The sequence below is a fragment of the Zobellia galactanivorans genome (assembly GCF_000973105.1).
GTDB classification, from domain to species: Bacteria; Bacteroidota; Bacteroidia; order Flavobacteriales; family Flavobacteriaceae; genus Zobellia; species Zobellia galactanivorans.
The window spans coordinates 3,253,343-3,279,004 of the sequence record NC_015844.1 but is presented as its reverse complement, the minus strand read 5'-3'; the positions used below and the strand labels follow the sequence as shown (position 1 = coordinate 3,279,004).

Annotated in this window: 26 protein-coding genes and 1 tRNA gene; 8 read left to right on the top strand and 19 right to left on the bottom strand. The window is 42.1% G+C overall.

What is annotated here, in order from left to right; all coding sequences use genetic code 11:
• Positions 1–40: 40 nt before the first annotated feature.
• Positions 41–691 carry a DUF1684 domain-containing protein gene (locus tag ZOBGAL_RS13320; protein WP_013994153.1) on the bottom strand — a complete coding sequence of 217 codons (651 nt, stop codon included), beginning with the start codon at positions 689–691 and terminating at the stop codon, positions 41–43.
• An 84-nt stretch (positions 692–775) separates the two neighbouring features.
• On the opposite strand from ZOBGAL_RS13320, the gene ZOBGAL_RS13315 reads away from it, so the two are divergent.
• Positions 776–1,513: a DJ-1/PfpI family protein gene (locus ZOBGAL_RS13315; protein WP_013994152.1), complete on the top strand. Its 738-nt coding sequence runs from the start codon at positions 776–778 to the stop codon at positions 1,511–1,513.
• A 5-nt stretch (positions 1,514–1,518) separates the two neighbouring features.
• Here the strand turns inward: ZOBGAL_RS13315 and ZOBGAL_RS13310 are convergent, their stop codons facing one another.
• The 4 genes from ZOBGAL_RS13310 to ZOBGAL_RS13295 all read right to left on the bottom strand — a co-directional run bounded on the left by ZOBGAL_RS13310 (position 1,519) and on the right by ZOBGAL_RS13295 (position 6,563).
• The gene (locus ZOBGAL_RS13310) at positions 1,519–2,931 is read right to left on the bottom strand and encodes an alpha/beta hydrolase (protein ID WP_013994151.1); all 1,413 of its coding nucleotides are present in this window, start codon (positions 2,929–2,931) and stop codon (positions 1,519–1,521) included.
• 79 nt (positions 2,932–3,010) lie between these two features.
• Positions 3,011–3,835 (bottom strand): mechanosensitive ion channel family protein, encoded by an 825-nt coding sequence (locus ZOBGAL_RS13305; protein ID WP_013994150.1) that lies wholly within the window; start codon positions 3,833–3,835, stop codon positions 3,011–3,013.
• Between the two features lie 105 nt (positions 3,836–3,940).
• On the bottom strand, positions 3,941–6,010 hold the full coding sequence (locus tag ZOBGAL_RS13300) for a T9SS type B sorting domain-containing protein (RefSeq protein WP_013994149.1): 2,070 nt from the start codon (positions 6,008–6,010) through the stop codon (positions 3,941–3,943).
• Positions 6,011–6,116: 106 nt separating this feature from the next.
• Positions 6,117–6,563, bottom strand: coding sequence for an Lrp/AsnC family transcriptional regulator (locus ZOBGAL_RS13295; protein ID WP_013994148.1), 447 nt, complete (start codon positions 6,561–6,563; stop codon positions 6,117–6,119).
• A 126-nt stretch (positions 6,564–6,689) separates the two neighbouring features.
• Here ZOBGAL_RS13295 and ZOBGAL_RS13290 point away from each other — a divergent pair, with 126 nt between their 5' ends.
• From ZOBGAL_RS13290 to ZOBGAL_RS13280, 3 genes are all read left to right on the top strand, one after another.
• Positions 6,690–7,103 carry a hypothetical protein gene (locus tag ZOBGAL_RS13290; RefSeq protein ID WP_013994147.1) on the top strand — a complete coding sequence of 138 codons (414 nt, stop codon included), beginning with the start codon at positions 6,690–6,692 and terminating at the stop codon, positions 7,101–7,103.
• An 88-nt stretch (positions 7,104–7,191) separates the two neighbouring features.
• The gene (gene purU / locus ZOBGAL_RS13285; RefSeq protein ID WP_013994146.1) at positions 7,192–8,043 is read left to right on the top strand and encodes a formyltetrahydrofolate deformylase; all 852 of its coding nucleotides are present in this window, start codon (positions 7,192–7,194) and stop codon (positions 8,041–8,043) included.
• An 85-nt stretch (positions 8,044–8,128) separates the two neighbouring features.
• Complete coding sequence (locus ZOBGAL_RS13280) at positions 8,129–8,833, top strand: DUF4197 domain-containing protein (RefSeq protein ID WP_013994145.1); 705 nt, start codon at positions 8,129–8,131, stop codon at positions 8,831–8,833.
• Positions 8,834–9,092: 259 nt separating this feature from the next.
• On the opposite strand, the gene ZOBGAL_RS13275 is transcribed toward ZOBGAL_RS13280, so the two are convergent.
• The 9 genes from ZOBGAL_RS13275 to ZOBGAL_RS13230 all read right to left on the bottom strand — a co-directional run bounded on the left by ZOBGAL_RS13275 (position 9,093) and on the right by ZOBGAL_RS13230 (position 18,878).
• Complete coding sequence (locus ZOBGAL_RS13275; protein ID WP_013994143.1) at positions 9,093–9,884, bottom strand: alpha/beta fold hydrolase; 792 nt, start codon at positions 9,882–9,884, stop codon at positions 9,093–9,095.
• A gap of 596 nt (positions 9,885–10,480) precedes the next feature.
• Positions 10,481–11,290, bottom strand: coding sequence for an orotidine-5'-phosphate decarboxylase (gene pyrF, locus ZOBGAL_RS13265; RefSeq protein WP_013994141.1), 810 nt, complete (start codon positions 11,288–11,290; stop codon positions 10,481–10,483).
• A gap of 45 nt (positions 11,291–11,335) precedes the next feature.
• Positions 11,336–12,412: a peptide chain release factor 1 gene (gene prfA / locus ZOBGAL_RS13260; protein ID WP_013994140.1), complete on the bottom strand. Its 1,077-nt coding sequence runs from the start codon at positions 12,410–12,412 to the stop codon at positions 11,336–11,338.
• Positions 12,413–12,507: 95 nt separating this feature from the next.
• The gene (locus ZOBGAL_RS13255) at positions 12,508–13,497 is read right to left on the bottom strand and encodes an FAD:protein FMN transferase (protein WP_013994139.1); all 990 of its coding nucleotides are present in this window, start codon (positions 13,495–13,497) and stop codon (positions 12,508–12,510) included.
• Positions 13,498–13,929 (bottom strand): thioredoxin family protein, encoded by a 432-nt coding sequence (locus tag ZOBGAL_RS13250; protein WP_013994138.1) that lies wholly within the window; start codon positions 13,927–13,929, stop codon positions 13,498–13,500. It lies immediately after the preceding gene.
• 28 nt (positions 13,930–13,957) lie between these two features.
• Positions 13,958–14,407, bottom strand: coding sequence for a QcrA and Rieske domain-containing protein (locus ZOBGAL_RS13245; RefSeq protein WP_013994137.1), 450 nt, complete (start codon positions 14,405–14,407; stop codon positions 13,958–13,960).
• Positions 14,408–14,457: 50 nt separating this feature from the next.
• Positions 14,458–15,639: an AIR synthase related protein gene (locus ZOBGAL_RS13240; protein WP_013994136.1), complete on the bottom strand. Its 1,182-nt coding sequence runs from the start codon at positions 15,637–15,639 to the stop codon at positions 14,458–14,460.
• Positions 15,640–15,723: 84 nt separating this feature from the next.
• On the bottom strand, positions 15,724–16,572 hold the full coding sequence (locus ZOBGAL_RS13235) for a hypothetical protein (RefSeq protein ID WP_013994135.1): 849 nt from the start codon (positions 16,570–16,572) through the stop codon (positions 15,724–15,726).
• Between the two features lie 119 nt (positions 16,573–16,691).
• A complete protein-coding gene (locus ZOBGAL_RS13230) occupies positions 16,692–18,878 on the bottom strand; it encodes a glutamine synthetase III family protein (protein ID WP_013994134.1) in 2,187 nt (728 codons plus the stop codon).
• A gap of 211 nt (positions 18,879–19,089) precedes the next feature.
• Here ZOBGAL_RS13230 and ZOBGAL_RS13225 point away from each other — a divergent pair, with 211 nt between their 5' ends.
• Positions 19,090–20,106: a glutamine synthetase beta-grasp domain-containing protein gene (locus tag ZOBGAL_RS13225; protein WP_013994133.1), complete on the top strand. Its 1,017-nt coding sequence runs from the start codon at positions 19,090–19,092 to the stop codon at positions 20,104–20,106.
• A 327-nt stretch (positions 20,107–20,433) separates the two neighbouring features.
• Here ZOBGAL_RS13225 and ZOBGAL_RS13220 read toward each other — a convergent pair whose 3' ends face one another.
• Positions 20,434–21,372, bottom strand: coding sequence for a calcium/sodium antiporter (locus ZOBGAL_RS13220; RefSeq protein ID WP_013994132.1), 939 nt, complete (start codon positions 21,370–21,372; stop codon positions 20,434–20,436).
• A gap of 704 nt (positions 21,373–22,076) precedes the next feature.
• Entirely contained in the window at positions 22,077–22,589 is a 513-nt protein-coding gene (locus ZOBGAL_RS13210) for an adenine phosphoribosyltransferase (protein WP_013994131.1), read from the bottom strand.
• Positions 22,590–22,719: 130 nt separating this feature from the next.
• Between ZOBGAL_RS13210 and ZOBGAL_RS13205 the strand changes: the two genes are divergently transcribed.
• A tRNA-Arg gene (locus ZOBGAL_RS13205) sits at positions 22,720–22,793 on the top strand.
• 102 nt (positions 22,794–22,895) lie between these two features.
• Here ZOBGAL_RS13205 and ZOBGAL_RS13200 read toward each other — a convergent pair.
• Together ZOBGAL_RS13200 and ZOBGAL_RS13195 are read right to left on the bottom strand one after the other, a co-directional pair.
• The gene (locus ZOBGAL_RS13200) at positions 22,896–23,882 is read right to left on the bottom strand and encodes an ISAon1 family transposase (protein WP_013994129.1); all 987 of its coding nucleotides are present in this window, start codon (positions 23,880–23,882) and stop codon (positions 22,896–22,898) included.
• A complete protein-coding gene (locus ZOBGAL_RS13195) occupies positions 23,869–24,222 on the bottom strand; it encodes an ISAon1 family transposase N-terminal region protein (protein ID WP_013992360.1) in 354 nt (117 codons plus the stop codon). The genes ZOBGAL_RS13200 and ZOBGAL_RS13195 overlap by 14 nt, the downstream gene beginning before the upstream one ends.
• A 164-nt stretch (positions 24,223–24,386) precedes the next feature.
• On the opposite strand from ZOBGAL_RS13195, the gene ZOBGAL_RS13190 reads away from it, so the two are divergent.
• Positions 24,387–24,947 (top strand): YeeE/YedE family protein, encoded by a 561-nt coding sequence (locus ZOBGAL_RS13190; protein WP_013994128.1) that lies wholly within the window; start codon positions 24,387–24,389, stop codon positions 24,945–24,947.
• The gene (locus tag ZOBGAL_RS13185) at positions 24,947–25,360 is read left to right on the top strand and encodes a DUF6691 family protein (protein ID WP_013994127.1); all 414 of its coding nucleotides are present in this window, start codon (positions 24,947–24,949) and stop codon (positions 25,358–25,360) included. Before ZOBGAL_RS13190 ends, ZOBGAL_RS13185 begins: the two co-directional genes overlap by 1 nt.
• Before the next feature lie 20 nt (positions 25,361–25,380).
• Here ZOBGAL_RS13185 and ZOBGAL_RS13180 read toward each other — a convergent pair whose 3' ends face one another.
• Positions 25,381–25,656: an ATP-dependent Clp protease adaptor ClpS gene (locus ZOBGAL_RS13180; protein ID WP_013994126.1), complete on the bottom strand. Its 276-nt coding sequence runs from the start codon at positions 25,654–25,656 to the stop codon at positions 25,381–25,383.
• Between the last annotated feature and the right edge of the window lie 6 nt (positions 25,657–25,662).

Below are 25,662 nucleotides of genomic sequence, written 5' to 3'. Positions count from 1 at the left end.
CTAATTCAAGTAAAGGCCCCGACGTTTAACGTTGGGGTCTTTATTTTTTATGAGGTTCAAAAGCTTTTACCCCGGCACGAATCTCGGTATCCAAATTATTCACACTGGGTACAATAGGGCAAGAGAACTTTTTATTATAGGCACAATACGGATTATAGGCCTTATTGAAATCAATAACTATAGTATCACCATCAGGTATGGTCAAATCGATATACCGCCCGCCTGTATAAGTTTCCCTTCCATTGGTATTATCGGTAAACGGCAAAAACAAATAATCCCCATACTTCTCTTGCTGCATCAATTCCTTGTTTTGATACACCTCCAGCTGCCTGTTCTTTCCATTTAAGGTAAAATGGGCGATACCATAAACGGTCTCCTCCGAGGCATCACCTGTAGTACTGGGCATCATAAAGGGCAATGCTTCGGGAGTACGGACAAACTTGGCCGTTACAATATAATTGGTATCGGGAGCAAAGAAATCCAAAGCCTCAAAATCCTTTCGATAACGGTCGGGTAAGGGCGACGTTTCAGGGTTTTTAAATTCTTCGTTCATTTCTTTCTGATAATCCAAAATAGCCTGAAGCGCATCTACCTCTACCAATACTTCGCTTTCTTCCGATGTATCGTGATACTTTTTATCGGTCTTACACCCAAAAACCCCAAAGAGAAGAATCAAAACTAGAATTCGCATATAGTCAATTTTTGCAACAAAAATACAACAATAAGTGATTAACCTAATTGAACCGATTGTACATTGCAGCTTAAAAAAATTAAAATGAAGCCACTTTATCCTATCTTACTGGCACTAATCGTATTCTGTTCGTGCACCTCACCAAAAGAAAAAGCCGGACCAAAAGCAGATTCGAAAAGAATTTCACCCGAAATTTTACCCCATCGTTATAACGTAGCCTTCCTTATCATGGACGGCACCTTCAATACCGAACTAACAGCTCCCTTAGATATTTTTCAGCATACCAAATTCAGAAAAAACATCAAGGCCATGAATACCTTTACCATAGCCAACACCTTAAACCCCATTACCACTTTTGAAGGCATACGCCTATTACCCGATTTTGACTACACCAAAGACGAATTGCCCCCAATAGACATTCTAGTAATACCAAGCGCAGAACACCATTTGGATATGGACCTAAAAGATACCGTAATGCTCGATTTTGTGCAAAAAACAGATCGCTCGGCCCTATTTATGACCAGTCATTGCGATGGCGCTTTTGTTTTGGCCAAAGCTGGTGTGCTCAAAGGAAAAACCTCAACGACATTCCCCAGTGATATCAAAGCCTACAAAAAAATGTTTCCTGATTTAAAGGTCGCCGATAGCGTTCTCTTCGTTCACGATGGAAAATACATTACTTCTGCAGGAGGCGCCAAAAGTTTTGAAGCCGCTCTCTATTTGTGCCAGTACCTATACGGAAAAGAAGTTGCCGACGCCCTGGCAAAAGGTTTAGTAATAGATTGGAATCTTGAGAAAACCCCACACCTCATAATAGACTGACCCCTCTACTCTTCAATAATGTTATAGCGTGCGCTTTTAAGATATTTTTCCACCAGTTCATTAAACTCCGGTGTTATACGGAGTAAAGCCGTATTTTCAAGGGAATAGAGCTTGCTACGATCGGCATAACCTTTCTTCAACAACTCCTCCAGATAAAAGAGCGCCGTGCCATAGTCATCGGTTTTAGCCGCATAGGATATAACCTTGAGGTAGCTCTCATAATTTTCAGGCTCTACGATGGTCTTTAACATCCATAAAAAATTGAGAGCCTCGCCATCTACGGGATCTTCGACACTTACTACATCTATATTATCAGAAACCAAGGCTTTGACATAGCCCTCCAAACGTTTCCCCATTTTTTGCTGCAGCACCTCTGAACTTCCCTGAAACTTCTGCAATTCCTCCATTTGATACTTCCACCACCCCAAATTGTTATAATTATAGGTCAGAATATCTTCCTCCAAGTAATAATTATAATCTTCCTTTATCAAACCCTCTTTTAAAAGCAGTGCATTCTGGGTTCTATTTTGGTTCTTGAACAATCGACTTTTACGCAAAATTTTCCTACTTGCCTTTATAGAATCCAAAGCGAGGTAAGGCTGGTACAACTCGGTCATTTCCTCTAAAAGATTATCCGCCAACAAGGGCCTATTGGCCGTGTACAACCTATTGACCTTTACAAAATCAGAGACATAGTTTTCATCAATAAAGGCCTGATCTTTTTCCACATTGCCTTTTGCCATAGCCACTAGGGTCAACATTTTAAGGGCAGCGCTAAGCTCCTTACTGTCGGGCCACTCATGCCCCCCGTCAAAAACCAACAACTGATTGGGAAACTTCAACCGGTTCAAAATCTTTTCAACCTTCAACATTTGCGGGTACCTAAAATCCTCATCACCTACAATTCCAATAAAATGAAAGGGATTTCTACTCGTAAGCACCTCTACATTGGCGATTGAAGCCCCACAGGCAACGACCCCGTCTACCCCCTTGACAAAAGTGGGCACCAAGGTGGAAAAACGGCCTCCCACATCAAAACCGCCCGTATAGACACGATCTTTATGAATGGGCAACATAGCGTTCACCGTGCTGAACATTCTGCTCGCGGTCACTATATTTTTAGAAATGGACAAGGTATCGCTAATATTGTTGGAAGCAGCAAGAACGTAACCCTGTTCCTCGGCCGCCTCGCTGAACATTGCCAAGGCCTGTCTGCCCCTACCGTTCATATCGAAAACGAAGATCACCGGCCAAGGTTTCGAAAGTTCAAATGACTTGGGCAAATAGAGGGCAAAGGTTTCCGCTATCGTATCGTTGACCGCGATAGAATCAATTACCACCCCTTTTTTCAATTTGATATTCTGGCCCACACAGGTAAAAACGACCCCAAAAGCCAATAACAGTAGTATTCTCTTCATAAAAATAGAATCATCAAAAATCTAGCCAAAAAATAACGGCATTCATCCGATATGCCAAGCTCCATGCACCACAATACACCTACTCGCCTATCTTACCTATCTCCACTCCTTCGGAGTAAGCCACTTTAACACCATTGCTGCTAAAGGCCTTCTTGATAGCTTTATTGGCATTAAACGTTACCTCCCAAAAGTCATCGGGCAACACGTATGGCCTTACAATTAATCGCACGTTGTGCGAATCAAAATCTAAAATACCGATTTCAGGTTCGGGCTGGGGAAGAATTTTTGAAACTTCCTTTAGCGAGCTTGCCAACACCTCCCTTACCTTGGGAAAGCTTTCTTCATAAGGCATGGTAACCTCAAGTTCCAACCTGATCATACCCTTTTCCGAATAATTGGTCACCACCGATTCGGTAATCATTGAATTGGGAATGATCAATATTTTATTGCCCGGCGTCAGCACATCGGTACTAAAAATACCAATTTCCACTACCCTACCGAACTTATCCTCTACCTGGATCCAATCGTTTACCTTAAACGGCTTTAACGTCAAAATCAAGATGCCCGAGGCAAAATTTCCCAAGCTACCCTGTAAGGCCATACCCACGGCAAATGCTGCCGCGGCCAGTATCGCAAAAAGTCCCGTAAGGTCTGCACCGAGCACCGTCGCTATAACAAATAGAACCGTTCCCTTTAAAAGCACCCCCACTATCGATGACAAAAAGGGACGCAAGGTTTCCGAGAAACCCGTTCGTTCCAACGCTTTTCTTACGAGGTCGACCACTTTCGCGGCCACCTTAAAGCCGATCCATAAAATAATTCCGGCCAAGAAAATTCGAGGTATATAGAAAACCGCCTTATCTATTGCGATTTGAGCGTACTCATTAATTTTATCCAAATCCATAAATTAAAATTAATAATTAGCGAGCGTTCTCCTACAGAAAGTTTGTGTTTTTATTAAAAATCACAAAAAATTACAGGTATAACACGGACATATACAAGGCAGCGATTATCTTTTTAGGGAGAAATGGCTCTTAAACTCCTTTCGCTCCCCATCTTTGGTATATTCTATCCTGAACCAATAATCATTCGAAGGGGCAGCACCACCGTTGAACGTACCGTCCCATGCAAGATTCCCGCTCAATTGACGCATCAGCATACCGTATTGATTATAAATCGTCACCTCGGGGTTTTCCATTTGGGGAACATTTATAATAGACCATGTATCATTGACCCCATCACCATTGGGGCTAAAGAACCTCGGAAAATCAACGACCATAAACTTTTTTGAAAGCACGCTACACTTGTACGCATCGGTTATGTACGCCGTATGCTCCCCCGCCGACAAGCCCTCGAACCTATTAACGGAGGTAAAATCAAGGCCATCTACACTGTAGAGATAATTCCCATCTCCTTCAGCCACAATATCGATTGTGGTATTCTCGGCGAAGGGATCCGAAACAAAATCAATTTCAAACACTTTCGCACGAGGAGAAACAAACACCCGGGCAGCCAAAGAAAATTCACACCCCAACTCCATATTTTGAAGTTGCACAATATAAGTACCCGCTTCGCTTGCCGTAAAAGAAGCATCGCTAGCATCGGCAATCTTGTTTTCAGGGGACAACTCCCCTCTATACCAAGCAAAGCTGTATACCGATGTGGATAACCCCGTATCCAAAACCGGCAAGGGTTCAAGGGTTTCCCCGTCAGCCCCCAAACACAAGACATATTCCTCTTGAAGCTCAGACCGGAAATCAATTCCCAATAATTTCAATTCAAACGTTGCAATTTCGTAACAACTATTTCCTGACGATATTCGAACAAAGACCGTTTCGGAAGCATTGCTCAATTCATACGCGGTCGGATTCCCTATAGCATTTTTAAAAGCCCGTGCATCTTCTTCCGACAAGTAGTAGGTAACCTGATAAATTTTAGGGTCTTGCCCTCCCAATATGAGTTCAGAATTAACAGTAAGGTCAACGACCTGCTTACCCGTGGCATCGACATCACAAAAATTCAAAGAAACAGGGGGCGACATGATTTGAGGCGGTAGAATAAACTCAAGTGTCAAGCCTCCGTTGGCGACGCAAGATGTGGAAAACCCCACATCTACACTAAACTTCCCACTTTCGGCAACATCAACCTTGGACAACCCGGCCCATTCGACCCGCTCAACTTCATCTTTATACCACCTATAATCACTTACACCTTGAGCGGTCGCATCCAAAACTATCGTCTCTCCAATACACATTGGATTACCATCTTCCACCGTTCTATTTTCACCTAGATCAGCCCCTAAAGTAAAACTTCCCGCCTCCAGAAATACTGCCGAATCTACCTGCGAATCGCGGTTATCGGCAATCACCAGTTTTATATTATAAGCATCGCCGGGCACCACTTTTGATTCAGCCGTAAAGCTTTTGGTCTGCCCATGAAAAGATATAGCCGAATTTTCATCGTTTATCTTATCAAAGTATTCAAGATTACGCGGCAAGCATTCCTCATTTACCCCTGGTCTTATCGTGGTTACCCTAACGGGAAGTTCACTATTCGGAATAACCGCCAAATTTTTGGAGACCCCTTTTGAGTCGGTCAAGATAAAAGCGAAGACATCGCCAAAAACACATTGAAAGTTCTCTTGGTATTCTTCGGAAGCAAACAGGAAATTGAAAGTGATACGGTCCGCATACGGAACAAAATCAAATTGAATGTAAGAGGCGTTATAAAGTGCGTCAGAATTAGTAATGGCCCGTAAATCGTCGTCACCGGCCCACGTTTCGCTACCAGAATCATGGATATCGACATTTGGGCCTTCGGCCAATTTGGCACGCCCCGTACTAAGAACAATACCTTCCTCGTACGGAAAATCGGTGCCATTGGCCTGAAAATAGCCAATACCGTTCAAACCTTCCGCAGACCCGGTTTTTGAACTATAATTGGATGTTTCCGCACAATTACTATCCACCAAGATATCACGAACCAATTCTTCCACCGAATATGTGGTATCATCGACGCGTATTTGGGCCCATAGCCCAAAAGAAGACAGCAGCATTGCCAAGAATCCCAATTGTTTCATTTCGTACAGTGTGTCCTTCCGAAAAAACGGAAAGCTAAATATAAGGAACTCTTAAATAGCCCACACCACGAATTAAAGACCAATTGCCAAAAAATAGGTTACATTTTTAAAAAGTGTTCTTCCCGATAGGCGCACTTGACACCACATTGGAAAGGATAATATGGGTACGTGTTTCCCCATACTGAATCAGCTTATCGATAAAGCGTTCCAAATGAAACTGATCTTTCAGCACTACCTCCATTACAATGTTCTCGTTACCCGTAATCCTGTAGCAGTTCACCACCTCTTTATAGGTCTTCACCATCTCTAAAAAGGGTTTTAATTTCCCCATAAAGGCCCTAAGGGTAATAATGGCCTTTAAATGATGTCCCGTCTTTGCATGTGACACTTTAGTAATATATCCCTCTATAATTCCCAGGTCTTCCATCTTCTTGATTCGCTCCGCCACTGCCGGTGCCGTTAAGCCGACTTTCCTTCCGATATCGGCAAAGGTTTCACGCGCATTTGCCTGAAGACATTTGAGTATTTTCCAGTTTAAATCATCTATATTCATTTTCGTGTCTAAAAGTTATAAAAACCTTATAATCTAAAGCTAATATATGAAATCGCTTTCGATTCTAAAGATAAAAGTTCGAAACTGGCCGTAACTTTATGAAACAAAATTGCTAGTAAAAGAAAAATGTCTTACAAGAATCTTCGCGACATACCCGTCTATAAAAAAGCGCTAGAGCTCTGCCATATGAGTAGGGAAATTGCTTCGTATGTTTCTTTGAACAAAGACCTTCTAAAACTCTACCAATCTAATAGCCATAGGGATAGCATTGCCGATTCACTATTGACCGATGCCATTCTGATACCTAAGAAGATTGCCTTGGCCGAAATAAGCGGTTGCCATATCGAACGGATGAGGAGCGCCAGCTTTATCAATATCATGATACGAAACATTAATTCGTATTGTACCGGTCTTGAAAAAGATGGTGTAAAGGAAAAAGAATACCTTAATCTACTGCGAAAAGAAATCAAAAGCTTTAGACGTTCGTTTAAAAAGTGGCGAAGTTCATTTCCCGATGGAGGCTCCAATTACTGGAATTAAGTCCCTGTACCCCATTTTGTTTTAAAACCCGAATTATACTAAAATTGTTAGTTTAAAGTTCTAATTTTGAATTTTTAAACTATCGATTTTGAAAACGACCATTCTTATCCATTGTCCCGATCAAGCGGGAATCATAAGTGCTGTCACGAATTTCATACATCAGCACCATGGCAACATCATATATTTAGACCAACATGTCGACAAAGAAGCAAATGTTTTCTTTATGCGTCTAGACAGTGACTTTGACCTTTCGACGTTTTCCAAAGAAACGTTCAAGAAGGAATTCCAAAAAGAACTAGCCGACCGATACAACATGCAATGGAGCTTGCATGAAGCCGGCATAAAGCCCAAGATGGCCATTTTCGTATCAAAATACAATCACTGTTTATACGACCTTTTAAGCCGGTTCAACTCTAGTGAGCTCGAGGTGGAGATTCCTTTCATTATCAGCAACCACCCCGACCTTAAGCCTATTGCCGAACAATTTGACATTCCGTTCTACCACATACCCGTAACCAAGGACACCAAAGCCGAAGCGGAGACGAAACAATTGGAACTACTCAAGAAACACGGCGTAGACTTTATTGTTTTGGCGAGGTATATGCAAATTGTAAGTCCGAAAATCATTAGTAACTTCCCCAATCGTATTATCAATATCCACCACTCGTTTCTTCCGGCATTTGCGGGAGCCAAACCCTATCACGCAGCCTTTAAACGCGGTGTCAAGATCATTGGGGCCACCAGCCATTACGTTACCGAAGAACTCGATGCGGGCCCGATCATAGAACAAGACGTTACTACGGTAACCCACGCCCATAGCATCAAAGACTTTATCGCCAAGGGCCGTGATCTTGAAAAAATCGTGCTTTCAAGGGCCGTTAAACTACATATTCTAAGAAAGACCATGGTCTACAACAATAAGACCGTCATTTTTTCGTAATATAATTCGAACCATAAAAGAAAGTAAAGGCGTACCCATTTGGGTAGGCCACACTTTTATTTTCCTAATAGATAAAAAAGCAGCTATGAAAAAAATATTTCTCTTATTTCTCGCATTGAACCTAACGGCCTGTGGCGAGCTTCAACAAGTTATAGACCAATTGCCCCAAGGACAAACCGCCCTCGGCAATGACCAAATTGCCGCCGGCCTACGACAAGCCCTTGACAAAGGGATCAAAAGCCAAGTGAGCAAGCTCACACAAGAAGACGGCTTCCTAAAAAACGAAGCCGTAAAGATTCTTTTACCCGAGGAACTTCAAAAAGTAGATAAGACCCTTCGCGATATCGGACTTGGAAATTTGGCCGACGAAGGCTTAAAGGTAATCAATAGGGCCGCTGAAGATGCCGTAGGTGAAGCTACCCCTATTTTTGTCGATGCGGTAAAAGGTATCACCTTCAATGACGCCAAGAACATTTTATTAGGTAGTGACGATGCCGCCACCCAATACCTCACCTCGGCCACACAAACCCAACTCTACGCCAAATTCAACCCCGTCATCAAAAATTCTTTCGACAAAGTAGGTGCCGATAAGGTATGGAGCAACCTCATCTCAAAATACAATAGCATACCCCTTACAAAGAAGGTAAACCCTGATTTGACCGACTATGTTACCCAAGAAGCACTCAAGGGCGTTTACACCATGATCGCGGTCGAGGAAAAAGAAATAAGAAACAATGCCGCTTCGCGTACAACCGATCTTTTAAAGCGTGTTTTTAGCCTTCAGGATTAAAAAAAATATTTAGCACAAACCTTACAATAACTTGAAAATTAACCCGTTAAACTCATAAGAAGTCTTCAAAGACAACTTATCCGCGACCTTTGATCGAACACCATAGGTTTAAGATTAAAATATTGAATATTTTGAGTTAGTAATTTTTGAGTTAGTTAGTTTAAAACCGGTGGGAGCACCGGTTTTTTTGTGCCTTTTCCACAGAAAAGAACATCGCCCCCGATTTCAAAAAATAATGGATTTCTTGACAATTTAGAATCTAATACCCCCTATTGACATCGGAAACAAAGTCAATAACAAAGCGATTGAAGAGTTGCGGCTGTTCTACGTTCACTACGTGCCCGCAATGCTCAATGGTCAACAAGCTCGACTGAGATTGTTTTTGGACCATTTTCTTGACAGAAGGTAGAAAAAGATAATCTTCACCCCCCATCACATAAAGTGTAGGAATATCAACATCCCCTGCCCTGAAGAAACGCAAGAGCCTATTGATTTGCGAACCCATCTTGTACCATCTTACAAATTCCTTCTGATACATTCGCTTGGCCTCCCTCACAAAAAGTAAGCGCGACTCTTTATGGTTTCCATCCGGCATGATGGCAAACGTAAATAATTTATAGAGCCATATATAAGGTACCAAGGACTTAAAAAGCCCTCCAAAGCCCATTAAAATCCTAAATCGCATATCCAACCGGATAATAGCCCCACCCAAAACCATGCTTTCCACACGATCGGGATGTTTCTCGGCCAAATTTCTTATAAGCACCGTACCCAGGGAAATACCGATAAAATGTGATTTTTGAATTTTCAGATAGTCCAACACCTCTAAAATATCCTCTGTAATATAATCAAAGGTGTATTTATCGTCGAAGGCGTCCTTTAGACTCGGTTTTGAATCACCATGCCCCCTAAGGTCCAACAGTAAAATATTAAAGTGTTTCTTAAACTCCCTTAACTGTTTGTACCAAATGGAAGAGCTGCCTCCGGCACCATGTACGAAGGTCACCCAAGAATCAGACTCTTGATGCAGATATGTAACGTAATTTAACAAAGTGTTCTCTCGATTTTTCCAATTAGGAAACTTTGCAATGTATTAAATCTTTTGATCCAATATTAGGCACGGCCCGAAATATAATCCACACCGCCCTTAAAAAAACGAAAAACGCAACAAAAGGGAACAAAAAACAAGAATCTGATTATCAATGCGATACAAAACAATCAAAAGATCGGTAATACTACATCATTTTAACAAAAAACAATTTGTTAAAACCACAAGAAAATCAGAGTTATTAACAAGTACACCACAAGATTCTCAGCGAGCACATTGAGTAATTGTAAATAAATCATCAATTCATCTTAATTTTTGCTATATACAGCGATTATCGACATCCAAAGACGATTTCCGTCCGTATATTTGTTGTAAAGGATTATAAGATTATGGAAAATCAGTATTGCAAAGTAGGAACAGTTACCCCAATCACTTCAAATAGAAACGCGATTTCTCTTTTAGAGTACCAGTATCAAACTTTTTTGAGCAAGGCAAGCGACATGAAATATACCGATGCCAAATTGGTAGAATTTTTTGAGCAAAAAGCCCTTAAGATTCAAAAAGTTTTAGAGAATATGATCAAGTAGTTTCAACTGAAACTATAGCAGTTCGGCCATTTGACGTTGTAACTCTAAGGCTTTGTGCCTTGCCGCGTCAGCAAAATCCGATTCTGCCGAGGCGTATATGATACCTCGCGAAGAATTTATAAGAAGGCCTACCTTATCGTTCATTCCATTTTCACAGACATCCTTTAGACTACCCCCCTGTGCTCCCACTCCGGGAACCAGCAAAAAACTATCAGGTACGATTTGTCGTATCTCCTTCAGGTATTCCGCCTTGGTGGCACCGACCACATACATTAAGTTTTCGGAATTCTCATAGGACTTTGAGGTCTCAAGAACGGTCTTGTACAATTCCTTACCATCCACCAATTTAGTTTGAAAATCAAAGGCACCCACATTCGAAGTGAGGGCCAACAATATGGTATGCTTGTCCTTAAAGGCCAAAAACGGCTCTACAGAGTCTTTTCCCATATACGGGGCTATGGTCACCGAATCAAACTGTAAGTCCTCTAAAAAAGCCTTAGCGTAACGCGTAGAGGTGTTTCCTATATCCCCCCGTTTGGCATCGGCAATTGTAAATTGCTCGGGGAAATTTTCATTAAGGTAGCGGATAGTCTTCTCCAAGGCTTGCCAGCCCTTGATACCATAAGCCTCATAAAATGCAATGTTCGGCTTGTACGAGACACAAATATCGTGTGTCGCGTCAATTATCGCCTTATTAAAGGCGAATATAGGGTCTTCCTCTTCCAGCAGATGCGACGGCACCTTTTCCAAATCGGTATCTAGACCAATGCAGAGGAAGGATTTTTTCTTATAAATCTGGGCAACAAGTTGTTCTGTAGTCATAGTATCGCTACGGCTATAATTAAGATTCTTGAAAATTTAGGTCGGCTAGAAAATCTCGGAAGCTTCTTTTAGTTTTTCGGTATTTTCTACAAAACTCAACTCATCGATTATCTTTTGGATATCGCCATCAATAATGTTCTGTAAATCGTACAAGGTAAGCCCGATACGGTGATCGGTAACCCGTCCTTGTGGATAGTTATAGGTTCTAATCTTTGCCGAACGGTCACCACTACTTACCTGGGAATTTCGCTTTGCAGCATCTTCTTCCTGTTTTTTGGCAAGTTCCATATCGTACAAACGTGATCGCAACACCCTAAAGGCCTTGTCTTTGTTCTTGTGCTGTGATTTCTGGTCTTGACATTGCGCCACCAATCCGGTGGGAATATGCGTTAAACGCACCGCTGAATACGTAGTGTTTACAGACTGCCCACCAGGTCCTGAAGAACAGAAAAAATCTATTCGAACGTCTTTGGGGTCGATTTGCACATCAAAATCCTCGGCTTCCGGAAGCACCATAACGGTAGCCGCACTGGTATGCACCCTACCTTGGGTCTCGGTCTGCGGCACACGTTGCACTCGGTGTACCCCCGCCTCAAATTTTAAAGTTCCATAGACATCCTTGCCCGTTACTTCAAATTGGATTTCCTTATAGCCCCCACTGGTACCTTCGCTCAAATCGATAACATTGGTCTTCCAACCTTTGCTCTCACAATATTTGGTATACATGCGAAACAGGTCCCCTGCAAAAATACTGGCTTCATCACCACCTGTTCCGGCCCGAATCTCGACTACGACATCTTTGGCATCTTCCGGATCCTTGGGAATAAGCATCAACTTGATTTCCTCCTCCAATTGCGGAAGGGCTCCTTTAGCTTCCTCCAACTGCATTTTGGCCATTTCCACCATTTCGGCGTCACTGCCATCCGCTATAATTTCATCTGCCTCCTGAATATTATCCATAAGCTCAACGTACTGTTCACGTTTCGCCACAAGCTCTTTTAAATCGGAGTATTCTTTGGTCAATTCCACATAACGTTTCTGGTCCGAAATAATATCGGGCTGGATAATAAGGTCGGAAACCTCATCAAAACGCTGCTTAACTATATTGAGTTTATCTATCATTATCTTACATCACTTGTGCCGCGAATTTACGACAAATTTGCACATTTATTGATATCCCTAAGGTTTTCGGTAAAAAGAGGAATAAGCCCTTAGGCCTAGTTGTTCAACAATATACCGCTGCTTTTATGCACTTTATTGGCGTCGTCTACCAAAATAGCCTCGGTATCCCCCAATTGGTTGATAAGGGCAAGCCCCTCTTTTTTGCCCAGTATATAGACAGCGGTAGCCAAGGCATCACAAATTTCGGCGCTTTTGGCAAATATGGATACACTATTGATTCCCGTTGAAGGATATCCGGTTCTAGGATCGATGATATGCGAATACTTCACCCCGTTAAAAACAACATATTTTTCATAGTTCCCAGAAGTGGCCACAGACGACTCAACGATAGGCAACCAGGAGAAGATTTTCTCTTCGCTCAGCGGATTGGCTATACCAATAAGCCATTTTTCCCCCGTAGCCTTCGTTCCCCAAGTAGTAAGGTCGCCAGCCGCATTTATAATACCCCCTAACACCTGCTTTGAAACCAAAAGCTCTTTGGCCTTATCGGCCGCATAGCCTTTCCCTATGGCCCCAAAAGAAATTTTCATGCCTTTTTCGGCCAGAAAGACCGTTTTTTCGGCCGGATCTAGGATAATTTTTTCATAGCCGACTCTTTTTACCGAATTTTCAATTTCCTTCTTACTGGGCATTCGAACCATAGAGCCGTCAAAACTCCATATTTCATCCATAGAGGCAAAGGAAATATCGAAGGCCCCATCGGTAATTTCCGAAAGTTTCTTGGCCCGTTCTATCAGCATAAACATTTCGGCACTTACCTTGACCGGTTTAATTCCCGCATTGGCATTTATCAAAGAGGTTTCCGAATCAGGTTTCCAAGAAGAAATCATATTTTCAATACGCTGGATTTCGGCGGTAGCCTCGTCTATATTGATATACCCCAAGTCTTCGTTGGCGGATACCACCGTAATATCAAACCGAGAGCCCATAAGCTCCATCGCCCTGTGCACGGTTACCAATTTCTTATCTTGGGAAAAACCAATAGAGAAGAAAAAAAAAGAAAGTACATATAATACCGCCCTCACTTATAACATGGATTTTAAATGCGCAACATATTCTTTTGGAGAGAGTTTTAGATAGCCGGTCTGCCCTAAGACCTCTTCTTTTTCCGATAGAAGAACCACTAAGGGAAAGTGCCCCCGTGGATTGAACTTTTCGGCCAACTCTTTATTTTTCGCACTGAGTTCAGCGCTAAGTTGATTTGCTTTTTTCCTTGGAAAATCGGCCTTATAAAGTATCAGGTCGGTTTGGGCGAATTTTTTAAACTCGTCCGATTGCCAGATAGTCTTATCCAGTTTTATGCAAGGTGCACACCAATCGGAGCCCGCAAAAACCAATACCATTTTCTTGTTGTCCTCTTTTGACAAAGCCAAGGCCTGCGTATAATCTTCCTGCCAATCTTGGGCAGAAAGGGAACTAGCCAGAGCAACAAAAAACAAAACTATTATCTTTTTCATATTAGGTCTAAAACAAAATCAGTGCCACTTATTCAAATACGCGTAGCATATTATCGTTCAGCTCGGTCTTAAAAATTTTCAATGGCTTCGAGGTCACCCCTTCCACTTTTTCGTATATCGGTGTTCCGTCTTGTTCAAAACGCGACCCGTGTACGTCACAATAAAATATTCCTCCGTCTACATCGGCAAAAAGCACCTCCTCATAGCCTTGATGGCTACAAACCTGGCTCGCCGCCACATATTCACCTTCTAAATTCTGCACAACGACCACCAAATTTCTCAATACGAATCCGCCTTTTTCGGCAAGTTTCGCATTTTCCGGGGCACTTAAGTCAATGGTGAAATCTACTCCGGTAGGTACCGGGACATTACCGCCGTCTTCATCTTCGCTATCCGTAGAACAAGCATGAAGACATGGAAAAGCGATAGCAAAGGCCGCACTAGCCCCTAGACTTTTCAAAAACTGCTTTCTTTCCATAATACAATTGTTTACTATAGAAAACGGCAGATTGAAACGATTCGTATACCCTAATATACAAACTTGCCATAAGGACTCTCGATGGTCAGTTTTTTAGCGGAATGCGCCTCGACCCTTCCAACGATTTGTGCATCTACCCCAAAACCCTTGGAAATAGCGATAAGATCATCGGCCACCGATTCATCGGTATAGATTTCAAGACGATGTCCACAGTTGAAGACCTGATACATCTCTTTCCAGTCGGTACCGGATTGTTCTTGAATCAATTTAAACAGCGGTGGAACCGGAAAAAGATTATCTTTTATAACATGTAGTTCATCGATAAAATGTAAAATCTTGGTTTGCGCACCACCACTACAATGCACCATACCATGAATATCTTGGGAAGTGTATTTACTTAATATTTTCTTTACGATGGGCGCGTAGGTCCGGGTTGGCGATAACACCAGTTTACCCGCATCCAAGGGCACATTTTCATCTACCTTATCGGTTAACTTGACATTGCCGGAATATACCAAATCATCAGGTACGGAAGCGTCAAAACTCTCAGGATATTTCTCGGCGAGATATTTGGAAAAAACGTCGTGCCTAGCCGAAGTAAGGCCATTACTGCCCATACCGCCATTATATTCCTTCTCATAGGAAGCCTGGCCGAAAGAAGCCAAACCTACGATAACGTCACCGGCCTTTATATTGGCATTATCTATAACATCTTTCTTCTTTAAACGCGCAGTAACCGTTGAATCTACAATAATGGTACGCACCAAATCACCCACATCGGCAGTTTCACCTCCGGTAGACCGAATAGTAAGACCATGCTGGGCCAAATCGCCAATAAGCTCTTCGGTACCATTGATGATTTCCGATATTACTTCACCGGGAATCAAGTTTTTATTTCTCCCAATAGTGGAAGAAAGCATAATATTATCAGTAGCACCCACACAGATAAGATCATCTATGTTCATAATAAGTGCATCTTGGGCAATACCTTTCCAAACGGATAGATCTCCCGTTTCCTTCCAGTACATATAGGCCAACGAAGATTTTGTTCCGGCACCATCTGCATGCATTACCAAGCAATAATCCTCATCATTCGTTAAATAATCTGGCACAATCTTACAGAACGCTTTTGGAAAGAGTCCCTTATCAATATTCTTTATAGCATTGTGCACATCTTCTTTTGAGGCAGAAACACCTCTTTGACTGTATCTTTCACTGGTAGATGAACTCATTATTACGGCTTTTTGGCAAAAATAAGGTATTCACCGAATAATCATCGCTTGACAAAAAAAACTTTCTAAAAGTTCTCAAGTAGATTAAAATTTGTGATAAATCCCTCCGCCCAAAACCGCTCTTTTAGGCACATTAGTTCCTGAAATTGCCGAAGTGTAGTTAGCTAGCACTCCAAACTTTTCGGTAATTTCAACTATACCCTTTATGCCATAAGCAACATATGCTTGATCATTAAGATACAACCCTGTGGCCAAATTAGCTGCCGGAAGTATAACCTCTCCGTTTTCAAAAGAAGTTGAAAAGTCAAGAAAACCAATGATCCAAAGTCGTTTTATGGGTTTTACACCAGCTTCAGCGCTAGCTCTAAAATTTGAACTATAGTCATTAAAACGAATATCAACACCTGTAGATGCCTGAACAAAGAAATTATCATAACCTCTACCAATATTCAGTTTTGGAGATAATGTAAATGTATCATAACCACTTCTAAGTCCGGATGCCTCAAAATAGCTTCCGGTATTGGCCTCAAAATTAAGCTGTCCGGAAATCACCCACTTCTTATTATAAAGTTGATGTTTTACACCAAGGACCAAATTACCCAAGGCCGTTTCAGAACCATCAGAAGTAATGGGCACACCAGCTGTAGATGACACCACATCGCCAGCTTTGATCATTTTAATCGGCAGACTCAAGAGCACCGTCGTCTTATCGGAAATACCGTATTCCCCAAAAAGTTGAAGGGTGTTATCGGTGATTTTTCGCTCGGTCCTATAATCGGGGTTTCCGTAAACACCCGAATAAGCAGCTATGTTATAATACGATAACTGAACGTAGGCTTTGTTTTTTGCCTTTGTCCACGCTCCTTGGGAGAAAAGAGAAACAGAAAACAAAAAAAGCAGGGTGAAAAGATATTTTTTTAAGGTACTATGCATCTATAGAATATTTTAGATATTCTTTACTTAGTATACCTTTTCACCACTGCCTTACATCACTTTGACCAGTAATAAGGTCTTTTACCTAATTTACGGGCAAGCCAACATACAAACCATCACTACTTGATAGACAACAACTCCCGATACTTGACCAAGGGCCAATAACGGTTATCCACAAGCATTTCCAGCTTATCACAATGCATTCTTATTTTTTCAAAATACGGCTTGACATCGTCACTGTACGCAAAGGCCTTTTTTTGGGTATCGGTCAATTTATTGGCTTTTCTACGGGCATCCGTCATCGCATCTACCTGTTTTTTAAGTTCGGTAATATGCTCGGCGATCTGCTCTATAATACCCGATTGACCATCGGTCAGTTTTCGATGGGCAGCCCCATAGATCTCCTTGAGCCCCAATACATTCTTGATCAAGATGTTCTGATATTCTATTACCGATGGGATAATATGGCTATAGACCAATTCGTTCAACACCCTACCCTCTATCTGTATATGCAAGATATAGGCTTCAAGCTCTACCTCTTGCCTTGCGGTGACCTCTTTTTCGCTCATCACCCCCATAGAGGCAAAGAGTTCCAAGCTTTGCTTTGAGGTCAGCACCTGAAGGGCGGCCGGAGTGGTTTTATTGTTGCTGAGTTTTCTGCGTTCCGCTTCTTTTTGCCAATCTTCGCTATAACCATCACCATCAAAACGAATACGTTTTGAAGTCTTGATATACTCCCGCAAAACATTGAATACGGCCTCATCCTTTTTAAGGCTCTTTTTATCGACAAGTGCATCTACCTCTTTTTTAAACTCCCGCAGCTGCTTGGCCACTATAGTGTTCAAAATGGTCATCGGTTTGGCACAGTTCGTTTTTGAACCTACGCCCCGCATTTCAAATTTGTTTCCGGTAAAGGCAAAGGGGGAAGTCCGGTTGCGATCCGTATTATCAAGTAGAATTTCGGGTATTTTACCCACTACGTTCAATTTGAGCTCAGTTTTTTCCTCAGGGGACAACTTTCCTTTGGAAACACCCTCCAATTCATCCAACACATTACCCAACTGCTTACCAACGAATATCGACAAGATTGCCGGAGGCGCTTCATTGGCGCCCAACCTATGGTCATTGCTGGCCGAAGCTATAGACGAACGCAACAGCTCCTCATAGGTATCTACCGCCTTAATGGTATTGATAAAGAAGGTCAAAAACTGAAGGTTCTTCATGGGCGTAGACCCCGGACTCAACAAATTCACGCCCGTATCGGTCGCCAACGACCAGTTATTATGCTTACCCGAACCATTGATGCCGGCAAAGGGTTTTTCATGAAAGAGCACTTTAAGGTTGTGCCTATCCGCAATGCGGTCCATGACATCCATCAAGAGCAAGTTATGATCTACCGCCAAATTAGCCTCTTCAAAAACAGGGGCCAATTCAAATTGGTTCGGCGCCACTTCGTTATGCCTTGTTTTAACAGGAATACCCAGGCGCATACATTCCAGCTCGAGTTCCTTCATAAAATTAATGGCCCTCAAGGGTATTACCCCAAAATAATGGTCATCAAGTTGTTGTCCCTTTGCGGCCGAATGCCCTACCAAGGTTCTCCCCGTCAGACTTATATCGCTACGTGAATGGGCCAATGCCTTATCGACCAAGAAATATTCTTGCTCCCAGCCCAAGGTAGCGTTTACCTTGACCACGGTTTTATCAAAATATTTTGCTACGGCAGTTGCCGCCTCATCTATGGCATTAAGGGCGCGCAAAAGTGGCGCCTTATTATCTAAGGCTTCACCGGTATACGAAACAAATATCGTGGGTATACAAAGTGTCGTATCGTAAACAAAAGCCGGACTGGTAGGGTCCCATGCGGTATAGCCACGAGCTTCAAAAGTGTTGCGAATTCCACCACTTGGAAAGCTTGAGGCATCAGGCTCCTGTTGCACCAATTGGCCACCCCCAAATTTCTCCAAGGCCCTTCCATCCGACATTAGATCAAAAAAGGCATCGTGCTTTTCGGCAGTCGCCCCCGTAAGCGGTTGAAACCAATGGGTATAATGCGTAGCCCCCATTTCTATAGCCCAGGTCTTCATGGCCTCGGCCACCTGGTCAGCTATCTTTCTATCTATTTTAGATCCCGAGAAAATTGCCCCCTGCACGCTTTCCAAAGCATCTTTGGTAAGGTACTGTAGCATGCGCTCCTTATTAAAAACATTGTTTCCAAAAAGCTCGGAACGTCGCCCTTTTTCTTCAACACCTACACGCTCTCTTTTCCGGCTTTCGGTCATTGCATCAAATCGCTGTCTCGACATAGTATATACTTAAAAATTTCGGCTAAAATAGCAATTAACGAATTAATAATAAAAAGATAAAATAATCAACTTACCACAAAATACCCCTCAAAAAATAGGGCTATCCTAAATTATACTCAATTTTTTGATATTTACCCCCCTAAAAATTAGTATAATTGAGTAAAAAACATATTTTTGTTCGTCTTTAAACGTAAAATTAACTACCGTAATTATGAGCAAAACTAAATTAGAATACATCTGGTTGGATGGATATTTCCCAACGCAAAACATGCGTAGCAAGACTAAGGTCGTAAACGACTTTAGTGGTAAATTGGAAGATTGCCCTATGTGGTCTTTTGACGGAAGTTCAACAAGACAGGCAGTCGGCGGCGATTCGGATTGTTTGTTAAAGCCTGTTGCCATCTTCCCTGACCCCGCAAGAAAAGATGGTTTTTTGGTAATGACCGAAGTACTTAATGCCGATGGAACACCTCATGAATCTAACGGAAGAGCTACTATCGATGACGATGATAATGATTTCTGGTTCGGTTTTGAGCAAGAATACTTTATAATGGACACCCATACCCAACTACCTTTAGGTTTCCCTGTTGGAGGCTACCCTGCCCCACAAGGCCTTTACTACTGTTCGGTTGGAGGTAAAAATACACATGGCCGTCTATTGGTCGAAGAGCACGCCGATTTATGTATCGCTGCCGGACTTAACTTTGAAGGAATCAACCAAGAGGTTGCCTGTGGCCAGTGGGAATTTCAATTGTTCGCCAAAGGAGCCAAATTGGCCGGTGACGAACTTTGGGTTGCCAGATACCTTTTAGATAGACTATCGGAACAATATGGTTACTATATCGAATACCACCCAAAACCATTAGGAAAAGACATGGACTGGAATGGTTCGGGTATGCACGCCAACTTCTCTAACACTACTTTAAGGACTGCAGGTTCAAAAGAGGTTTACGAAAAAATATGCGAGGCTTTCAGACCTGTAGTAAAAGAACACATTGCCGTTTACGGTGAGTTCAACGACCAACGTTTGACCGGTCTTCACGAAACCGCATCGATCCACGATTTCAGCTACGGAATTTCTGACCGTGGTGCTTCTATCCGTATTCCTATCGCTACTGTTGAGAGTGGATGGAAAGGATGGTTGGAAGACAGAAGACCAGCTTCTAACGGTGACCCATACAAAATCGCCGGAAGAATCGTTAAAACGGTTAAATCTGCCGATATTTAATTCGATCTGATTTTTTTGTTGTTAATATAATGTAAAACGCTCGAACCCATAGGTTCGAGCGTTTTTCTTTACATCTAGATTACGTTTTAGCTTCCTACCAAGGACACACTACACGAAAAACCCCTACAAGCCCAGCTAGTCATCCTTCTTCCTTTAACTTACACAGGATAACACCTTGCATCCATATTCGCGGACCAAAGCCATCAAATCGGCTTAAACAACACAGGAAGCACCAAAGCCCGTTTCCTTCCAAACCTAGAAAGTCGGCCCCGTCTAAATGAAGGAATAAAAAAATAGAAGACCATAAAAACTCCGTACCGATGCACCCTAGGCAACGGTCAGATACACAAAGACCACGTAACAGGTCAGAAGAATCAAGCCATCGCGCCAACCCAAGCGTAGCCCCTTAGGAAAGAATACCAAAGGAAGAATCAGAAAGGAAATGCCCAACATCCAAAAAATATCGTTGCTCAACAAACGCTCATCGACCACTTTAATCGGGGTTATTATAGAGGTAATCCCTAAAACCGCCAATAAGTTGAAAATATTCGACCCGATAAGATTCCCCAAGGAAATGGCTTTTTCCTTCTTAATTACCGCTATTACGGAAGCAGCCAATTCAGGAATACTGGTCCCTATAGAAACCACGGTAACGGCAATGATCCGCTCGCTTACACCAAATATCTTGGCCGTACCCACCGCACCGTTAATAAGGAGCTCAGAACCACCCCAGAGGGCCGTACCCCCTAGCCCCAAAAAGAGCACCAACTTATACAAAGGCAAAGGCAAATCATCTTCAGGGGCCTCATCTTCCACCGCCTGCTTTTGAAAACGGAGTAAATACACCAAAAACAGGAATAAGGCTACGACCATAATCCCCCCTTCATACTGTTGCAGTTCCCCGTCAAAGAAAATAAAAGCAAAGAAAAGCAATGAAGCGGCCATCATAACCGGCCAATCGGTAGTATAAAAGGTTCTTCGAACATCTATCGAGCCCATAAGAACGGTAACGGCCAGTACCAAGCCCAGGTTCGCTATATTGGATCCCACCACATTCCCCAAAGCCAAATCGGGAAACCCATCAAGAGCGGCCTTTACACTTACAATCAGTTCAGGCGCCGAGGTAGCAAAGGATACTACCGTCATACCGATAACAATTTTCGGAATACTCAATCTTAAGGAAAGGGCTACAGCCGATTTTAAAAGCCAGTTACCACCTGCTATCAAAAGTATCAGGCCAAGAACAATAAAAATAAAATTCTGCATGTATCGGTTTCAGGGAATTAAAGCAAAGATATGCCAAGATTTTAATTAAATGGTGTCTTTATAAGGCCTTAGCCACGAGAAAAAAGTACCCCTTGAAAATGAATTGCGCCAAAAAACATCATTTTCGCGCAAAATTATGCTTAAAAAAGAAAATCGTCTTGAAAAAGCCTCTTAAAATGTTACTTATTGATATAATATAAACCTTTTTTAACTTCAATAAATAACACAAATGAAGACAATATTTTTAAATTATAAACTTAATCCGTCTTTTCACTTATAAAATCGTATTTAAATTGAATAATTCTCATCATTTCGCTTGGAAACGAATATTTCTTTTAATTATCTTGATTGGATAATCGATTATTATCAACTATCTATTAACCTAAAACCCCCTAATTATGATTACACTTGCAAAACTTCTGTTATTACTCTTAGTATCGCTGATCACGATAGTATCGTAAGTTGAATCATATAGGCCTATACAACAAAAAAGACCGCTAAATAGCGGTCTTTTACTTTTAAATCAATAAGTTAGTATTTCCAAAGAACCCAACCATGAAACAATCGTTTTTCAAGTTACTTGCCCGAGTAAACCGATTACTTCTGCCTTCCTTTTCTAAAAAGCAACTTGACCTTTCAAAAGCTTCAAAATTTCAGATGGCTGTAATCGGGTGGCGTTATTTTGTGACCATCCGTGCCTTGGGTCAATAATTCAAAAGGGCTTTTACAGGGGTTTCCCCTAATTTATCCCTTCCCTTTAAAAAATCGAGTTCGATCAAAAAATTACATTGAACGATTTCACCTCCCAAACGTTCGACCAAGTTACAGGTAGCCTTTGCCGTACCGCCTGTAGCGAGAACATCGTCGTGCACCAAGACCTTTTCCCCCGCCAAGATCGCATCGCTGTGCATATCCAAGGTATCGGTACCATATTCCAAATCATAGGTTTGGCTAATTTTTTCCGATGGCAGTTTATTCGGTTTACGAACAGGAACAAAACCCGCGTTTAGTCGTTGGGCCAAAAGAGGTCCGAAGAAAAAGCCCCGGCTTTCCATACCTACCACCTTATCTACACCATGCACTCCCACCATTTCCACCAGACGATCAAGCGTATACCGTATGGCCTTGGCATTTGCCAACAGTGGTGTTATATCTTTAAAGACTACACCCTGCCGCGGAAAATCCTCAATATCCCTAATAAAGGTTTTTAAATCCATTTAATAAGTAACTTATATTTTGCCGTAAATGTAAAAAGAAATATATTTGCACCCCGTTAGGTAAAAAACTGGTTTAAACGAGTTTCTTTTTTGTTTCCGTTCGAAACATCCTAACAAAAGCACCTTAATTGGTCCTGTGGCGCAACTGGATAGCGCATCTGACTACGAATCAGAAGGTTACAAGTTCGAATCTTGTCAGGATCACATCAAAACCCCTTGAAATGGATGTTTCAAGGGGTTTTTTATTTCCGATTTCCTTTTTATCCTTTTCCTAAAAACAAAACGGATCATGACCAATTGTTGTGTTTATGCAAAAATTGTCGTCAATCTGTAAAGGAAGAATTCTACATTTTTCACCCCTCTGAACTGTGCCCTGAACGCTTTAATTTTTGCGTTGAAGGATTCCGCAGAAGCATTCGTACTTCTATTTATAAAATAGTTTAGGATCGACCTATAATTGAGTGATATCGTATTGGCAATGGTATTGAAGGCCCTAAAGCCTGTGTTCTGTACATCTTTGTACCAATGTGCCAGCTTTGTATATGCAGATTGTATAGAAGCTGCTGTATTGAATATGTTCCTGAGCCCCTGCACAAGATCGAAGGCGACCTTTATATCGGGATATTGGGCGAACAATATTTTACTTCTTTCGGCTTGGTTCTGCGTCCAATTGTTTGGTGATTTGTAAAGTAGGTACCTACTTCTGGCTAAGAGTTGTTTTCTGGTATCCCCATTGCTAAACTCTTTTGGGACGAATGTCCCGTTCTTTGCCCTGGCCTCTTTAATCTGTTGGTTCTCTTGGTCTATGGCCTCCCATCGGTGTTTGATTCGGATGTCCTGAAGGGCCTCCAGTGCCAGTTTTTGCACATGGAACCTGTCCGTTACCTGTATCGCCTTTGGGAAGCAGGTCTTGGCGATGGTCTTCATGGAGTTGGCCATATCCAGAGTGATTTCTTTGACCATGGCCCTTTTCTTGGCCGATATCTTTAACAGCTGCTCTATAATCGGCCCCACCTTGGTACCGGAGAATATGGCCACTATGGACCCTTTCTTGCCCTTGGCTTTTTTATTGGTGATTATGGTGTAGAGTTCTCCTTTGGAGAGTGCTGTTTCGTCAATGGACAGATTAGGCCCTATGTTTTCGGGGAATATAAGCCATTGCTTGGCATGGGATTTCTCCTTCCACTGCCTGAAATCGCTTAGATAATCCCTAAACTGTCGCTGTAGTTTTTTGCCGTTTACCCCATAGAATTGGCCGATGGTATGACAGTCATTTGCTTTAGTACTGACCAAGTACTTTTAAAAAAGCAGCGAACTCTACGGTCATACGAGTTCCCTGGGCCACCAACTCCCAATCTCTTTGCACGGCTTGCCCCGTGGCCTTGTCCAGCCAACGGCGGCGCTTAATGTGGAGAAAGACCGACTTTCCCCGCAATGGAAAGTCCTGGACGACGATCTCCTTATGAAATCCATGGCCTATTAAAATGCGGTGTTTTTCCTCTTTAGGGGTATCCTCTTTTTCTTCAAAATATAAATGAAGCATACCATCTTCAGTTTCATGGGAAACTAGTTTAAAGTGGGTTAGTAAAAGTTCCGGCAGTATAAGCTTTAATAGGTCGATAGATAATTCCAATGCTGTTCGTTTTACTGCAAATATCGAACTCCTATTTCAATTCACACACAACTTTTGAGCTTGATCCAACAAAACGCCCTTCATTTTTATTTCCAACATGTTTTGTAACTCCGATTACATTTCCCTAATCTCTTTCGCCCTACCTTTGCATAAATTTTTTCTACATGGACAGCATACTTCAACCATGGCCTTGGTACGTTTCAGGGCCTTTGATTACTTTCGTAATGATCTTTCTGATTTATTTCGGGAAGACTTTTGGCATGTCATCAAATCTAAGGACCCTATGCAGCATAGGGGGTGCCGGAAAGTATTCGGACTTCTTTAGATTCGATTGGAAGGCCCAAAGATGGAACCTGACCGTTGTACTAGGTGCGATTATCGGGGGATTCATAGCCGTAAACTTCCTTTCCTTCGGCTCGGCCATCGACCTCAATCCGGAAACCATCAAAGACCTACAGAAATTGGGCTTTAACGATGCAGGAAGCACATTGCTGCCGGGAGAAATCTATGATTGGGACAATGCCCTATCGATCAAAGGCCTGGCCATATTGATCATTGCAGGTTTTCTAGTCGGTTTCGGCACACGCTATGCCGGTGGCTGTACTTCCGGCCACGCCATTACAGGCCTGAGCAACCTACAACTACCTTCATTGATAGCCGTTATCGGATTCTTTATAGGCGGACTTTTAATGACACACCTAATACTACCCTTAATCTTTGCATAATGAAATTTATAAAATTCTTATTCGTAGGCATATTCTTTGGTATCGTACTTGTCAAGTCCGAAGCCGTATCATGGTATCGCATATATGAAATGTTCAAATTTCAATCGTTTCACATGTACGGAATCATAGGGTCTGCCGTAGTACTGGGCATAATTTCCATTTGGGCCCTCAAAAAATTCAAGGTAAAAAGTATAGAGGGAAACGAAATAAAACTCATGCCCAAAGACAAGAGTTTTATCCGTTATATTTTGGGAGGTAGTATTTTTGGGTTAGGATGGGCGCTGGCAGGAGCTTGTCCCGGACCAATGTACATTCTTTTAGGAACCGGAGTCTACAGCATGCTTATAGTCATAGCAGCGGCCGTATTGGGCACTTTTGTGTATGGATTGCTCAAGAACAAGCTACCGCACTGACCCTTATACCTTTACTTTAACTATACGATTTCTGCACTAAGGCCCGCTTCCAACAATTTGCTGCAACGGGGCTCTAGGTCTTTATACTCGCCTGTTTTAACGGTACATTTGCCCTTGTAGTGTACGATAAGCGAGCATTGCTCTGCCTGAACGGGCGTATGATCGCATACATCTACCAAGGTCTCAATGACATGGTCAAAAGTATTGACCTCATCATTGAAAAGAACAATTTCGTTTTGTTTTACTACCTCTTCCTCTAGTAGTAGTTCTTCCGATACTTTTTCTTTGAAACTCATAGTGAT

Coding starts and splice junctions, on each gene's coding strand:
- ZOBGAL_RS13320 (WP_013994153.1), bottom strand. CDS start 691: ATGCGAATTCTAGTTTTGATTCTTCTCTTTGGGGTTTTTGGGTGTAAG.
- ZOBGAL_RS13315 (WP_013994152.1), top strand. CDS start 776: ATGAAGCCACTTTATCCTATCTTACTGGCACTAATCGTATTCTGTTCG.
- ZOBGAL_RS13310 (WP_013994151.1), bottom strand. CDS start 2,931: ATGAAGAGAATACTACTGTTATTGGCTTTTGGGGTCGTTTTTACCTGT.
- ZOBGAL_RS13305 (WP_013994150.1), bottom strand. CDS start 3,835: ATGGATTTGGATAAAATTAATGAGTACGCTCAAATCGCAATAGATAAG.
- ZOBGAL_RS13300 (WP_013994149.1), bottom strand. CDS start 6,010: ATGAAACAATTGGGATTCTTGGCAATGCTGCTGTCTTCTTTTGGGCTA.
- ZOBGAL_RS13295 (WP_013994148.1), bottom strand. CDS start 6,563: ATGAATATAGATGATTTAAACTGGAAAATACTCAAATGTCTTCAGGCA.
- ZOBGAL_RS13290 (WP_013994147.1), top strand. CDS start 6,690: ATGTCTTACAAGAATCTTCGCGACATACCCGTCTATAAAAAAGCGCTA.
- ZOBGAL_RS13280 (WP_013994145.1), top strand. CDS start 8,129: ATGAAAAAAATATTTCTCTTATTTCTCGCATTGAACCTAACGGCCTGT.
- pyrF (WP_013994141.1), bottom strand. CDS start 11,290: ATGACTACAGAACAACTTGTTGCCCAGATTTATAAGAAAAAATCCTTC.
- prfA (WP_013994140.1), bottom strand. CDS start 12,412: ATGATAGATAAACTCAATATAGTTAAGCAGCGTTTTGATGAGGTTTCC.
- ZOBGAL_RS13250 (WP_013994138.1), bottom strand. CDS start 13,929: ATGAAAAAGATAATAGTTTTGTTTTTTGTTGCTCTGGCTAGTTCCCTT.
- ZOBGAL_RS13245 (WP_013994137.1), bottom strand. CDS start 14,407: ATGGAAAGAAAGCAGTTTTTGAAAAGTCTAGGGGCTAGTGCGGCCTTT.
- ZOBGAL_RS13240 (WP_013994136.1), bottom strand. CDS start 15,639: ATGAGTTCATCTACCAGTGAAAGATACAGTCAAAGAGGTGTTTCTGCC.
- ZOBGAL_RS13235 (WP_013994135.1), bottom strand. CDS start 16,572: ATGCATAGTACCTTAAAAAAATATCTTTTCACCCTGCTTTTTTTGTTT.
- ZOBGAL_RS13230 (WP_013994134.1), bottom strand. CDS start 18,878: ATGTCGAGACAGCGATTTGATGCAATGACCGAAAGCCGGAAAAGAGAG.
- ZOBGAL_RS13225 (WP_013994133.1), top strand. CDS start 19,090: ATGAGCAAAACTAAATTAGAATACATCTGGTTGGATGGATATTTCCCA.
- ZOBGAL_RS13220 (WP_013994132.1), bottom strand. CDS start 21,372: ATGCAGAATTTTATTTTTATTGTTCTTGGCCTGATACTTTTGATAGCA.
- ZOBGAL_RS13210 (WP_013994131.1), bottom strand. CDS start 22,589: ATGGATTTAAAAACCTTTATTAGGGATATTGAGGATTTTCCGCGGCAG.
- ZOBGAL_RS13190 (WP_013994128.1), top strand. CDS start 24,387: ATGGACAGCATACTTCAACCATGGCCTTGGTACGTTTCAGGGCCTTTG.
- ZOBGAL_RS13185 (WP_013994127.1), top strand. CDS start 24,947: ATGAAATTTATAAAATTCTTATTCGTAGGCATATTCTTTGGTATCGTA.
- ZOBGAL_RS13180 (WP_013994126.1), bottom strand. CDS start 25,656: ATGAGTTTCAAAGAAAAAGTATCGGAAGAACTACTACTAGAGGAAGAG.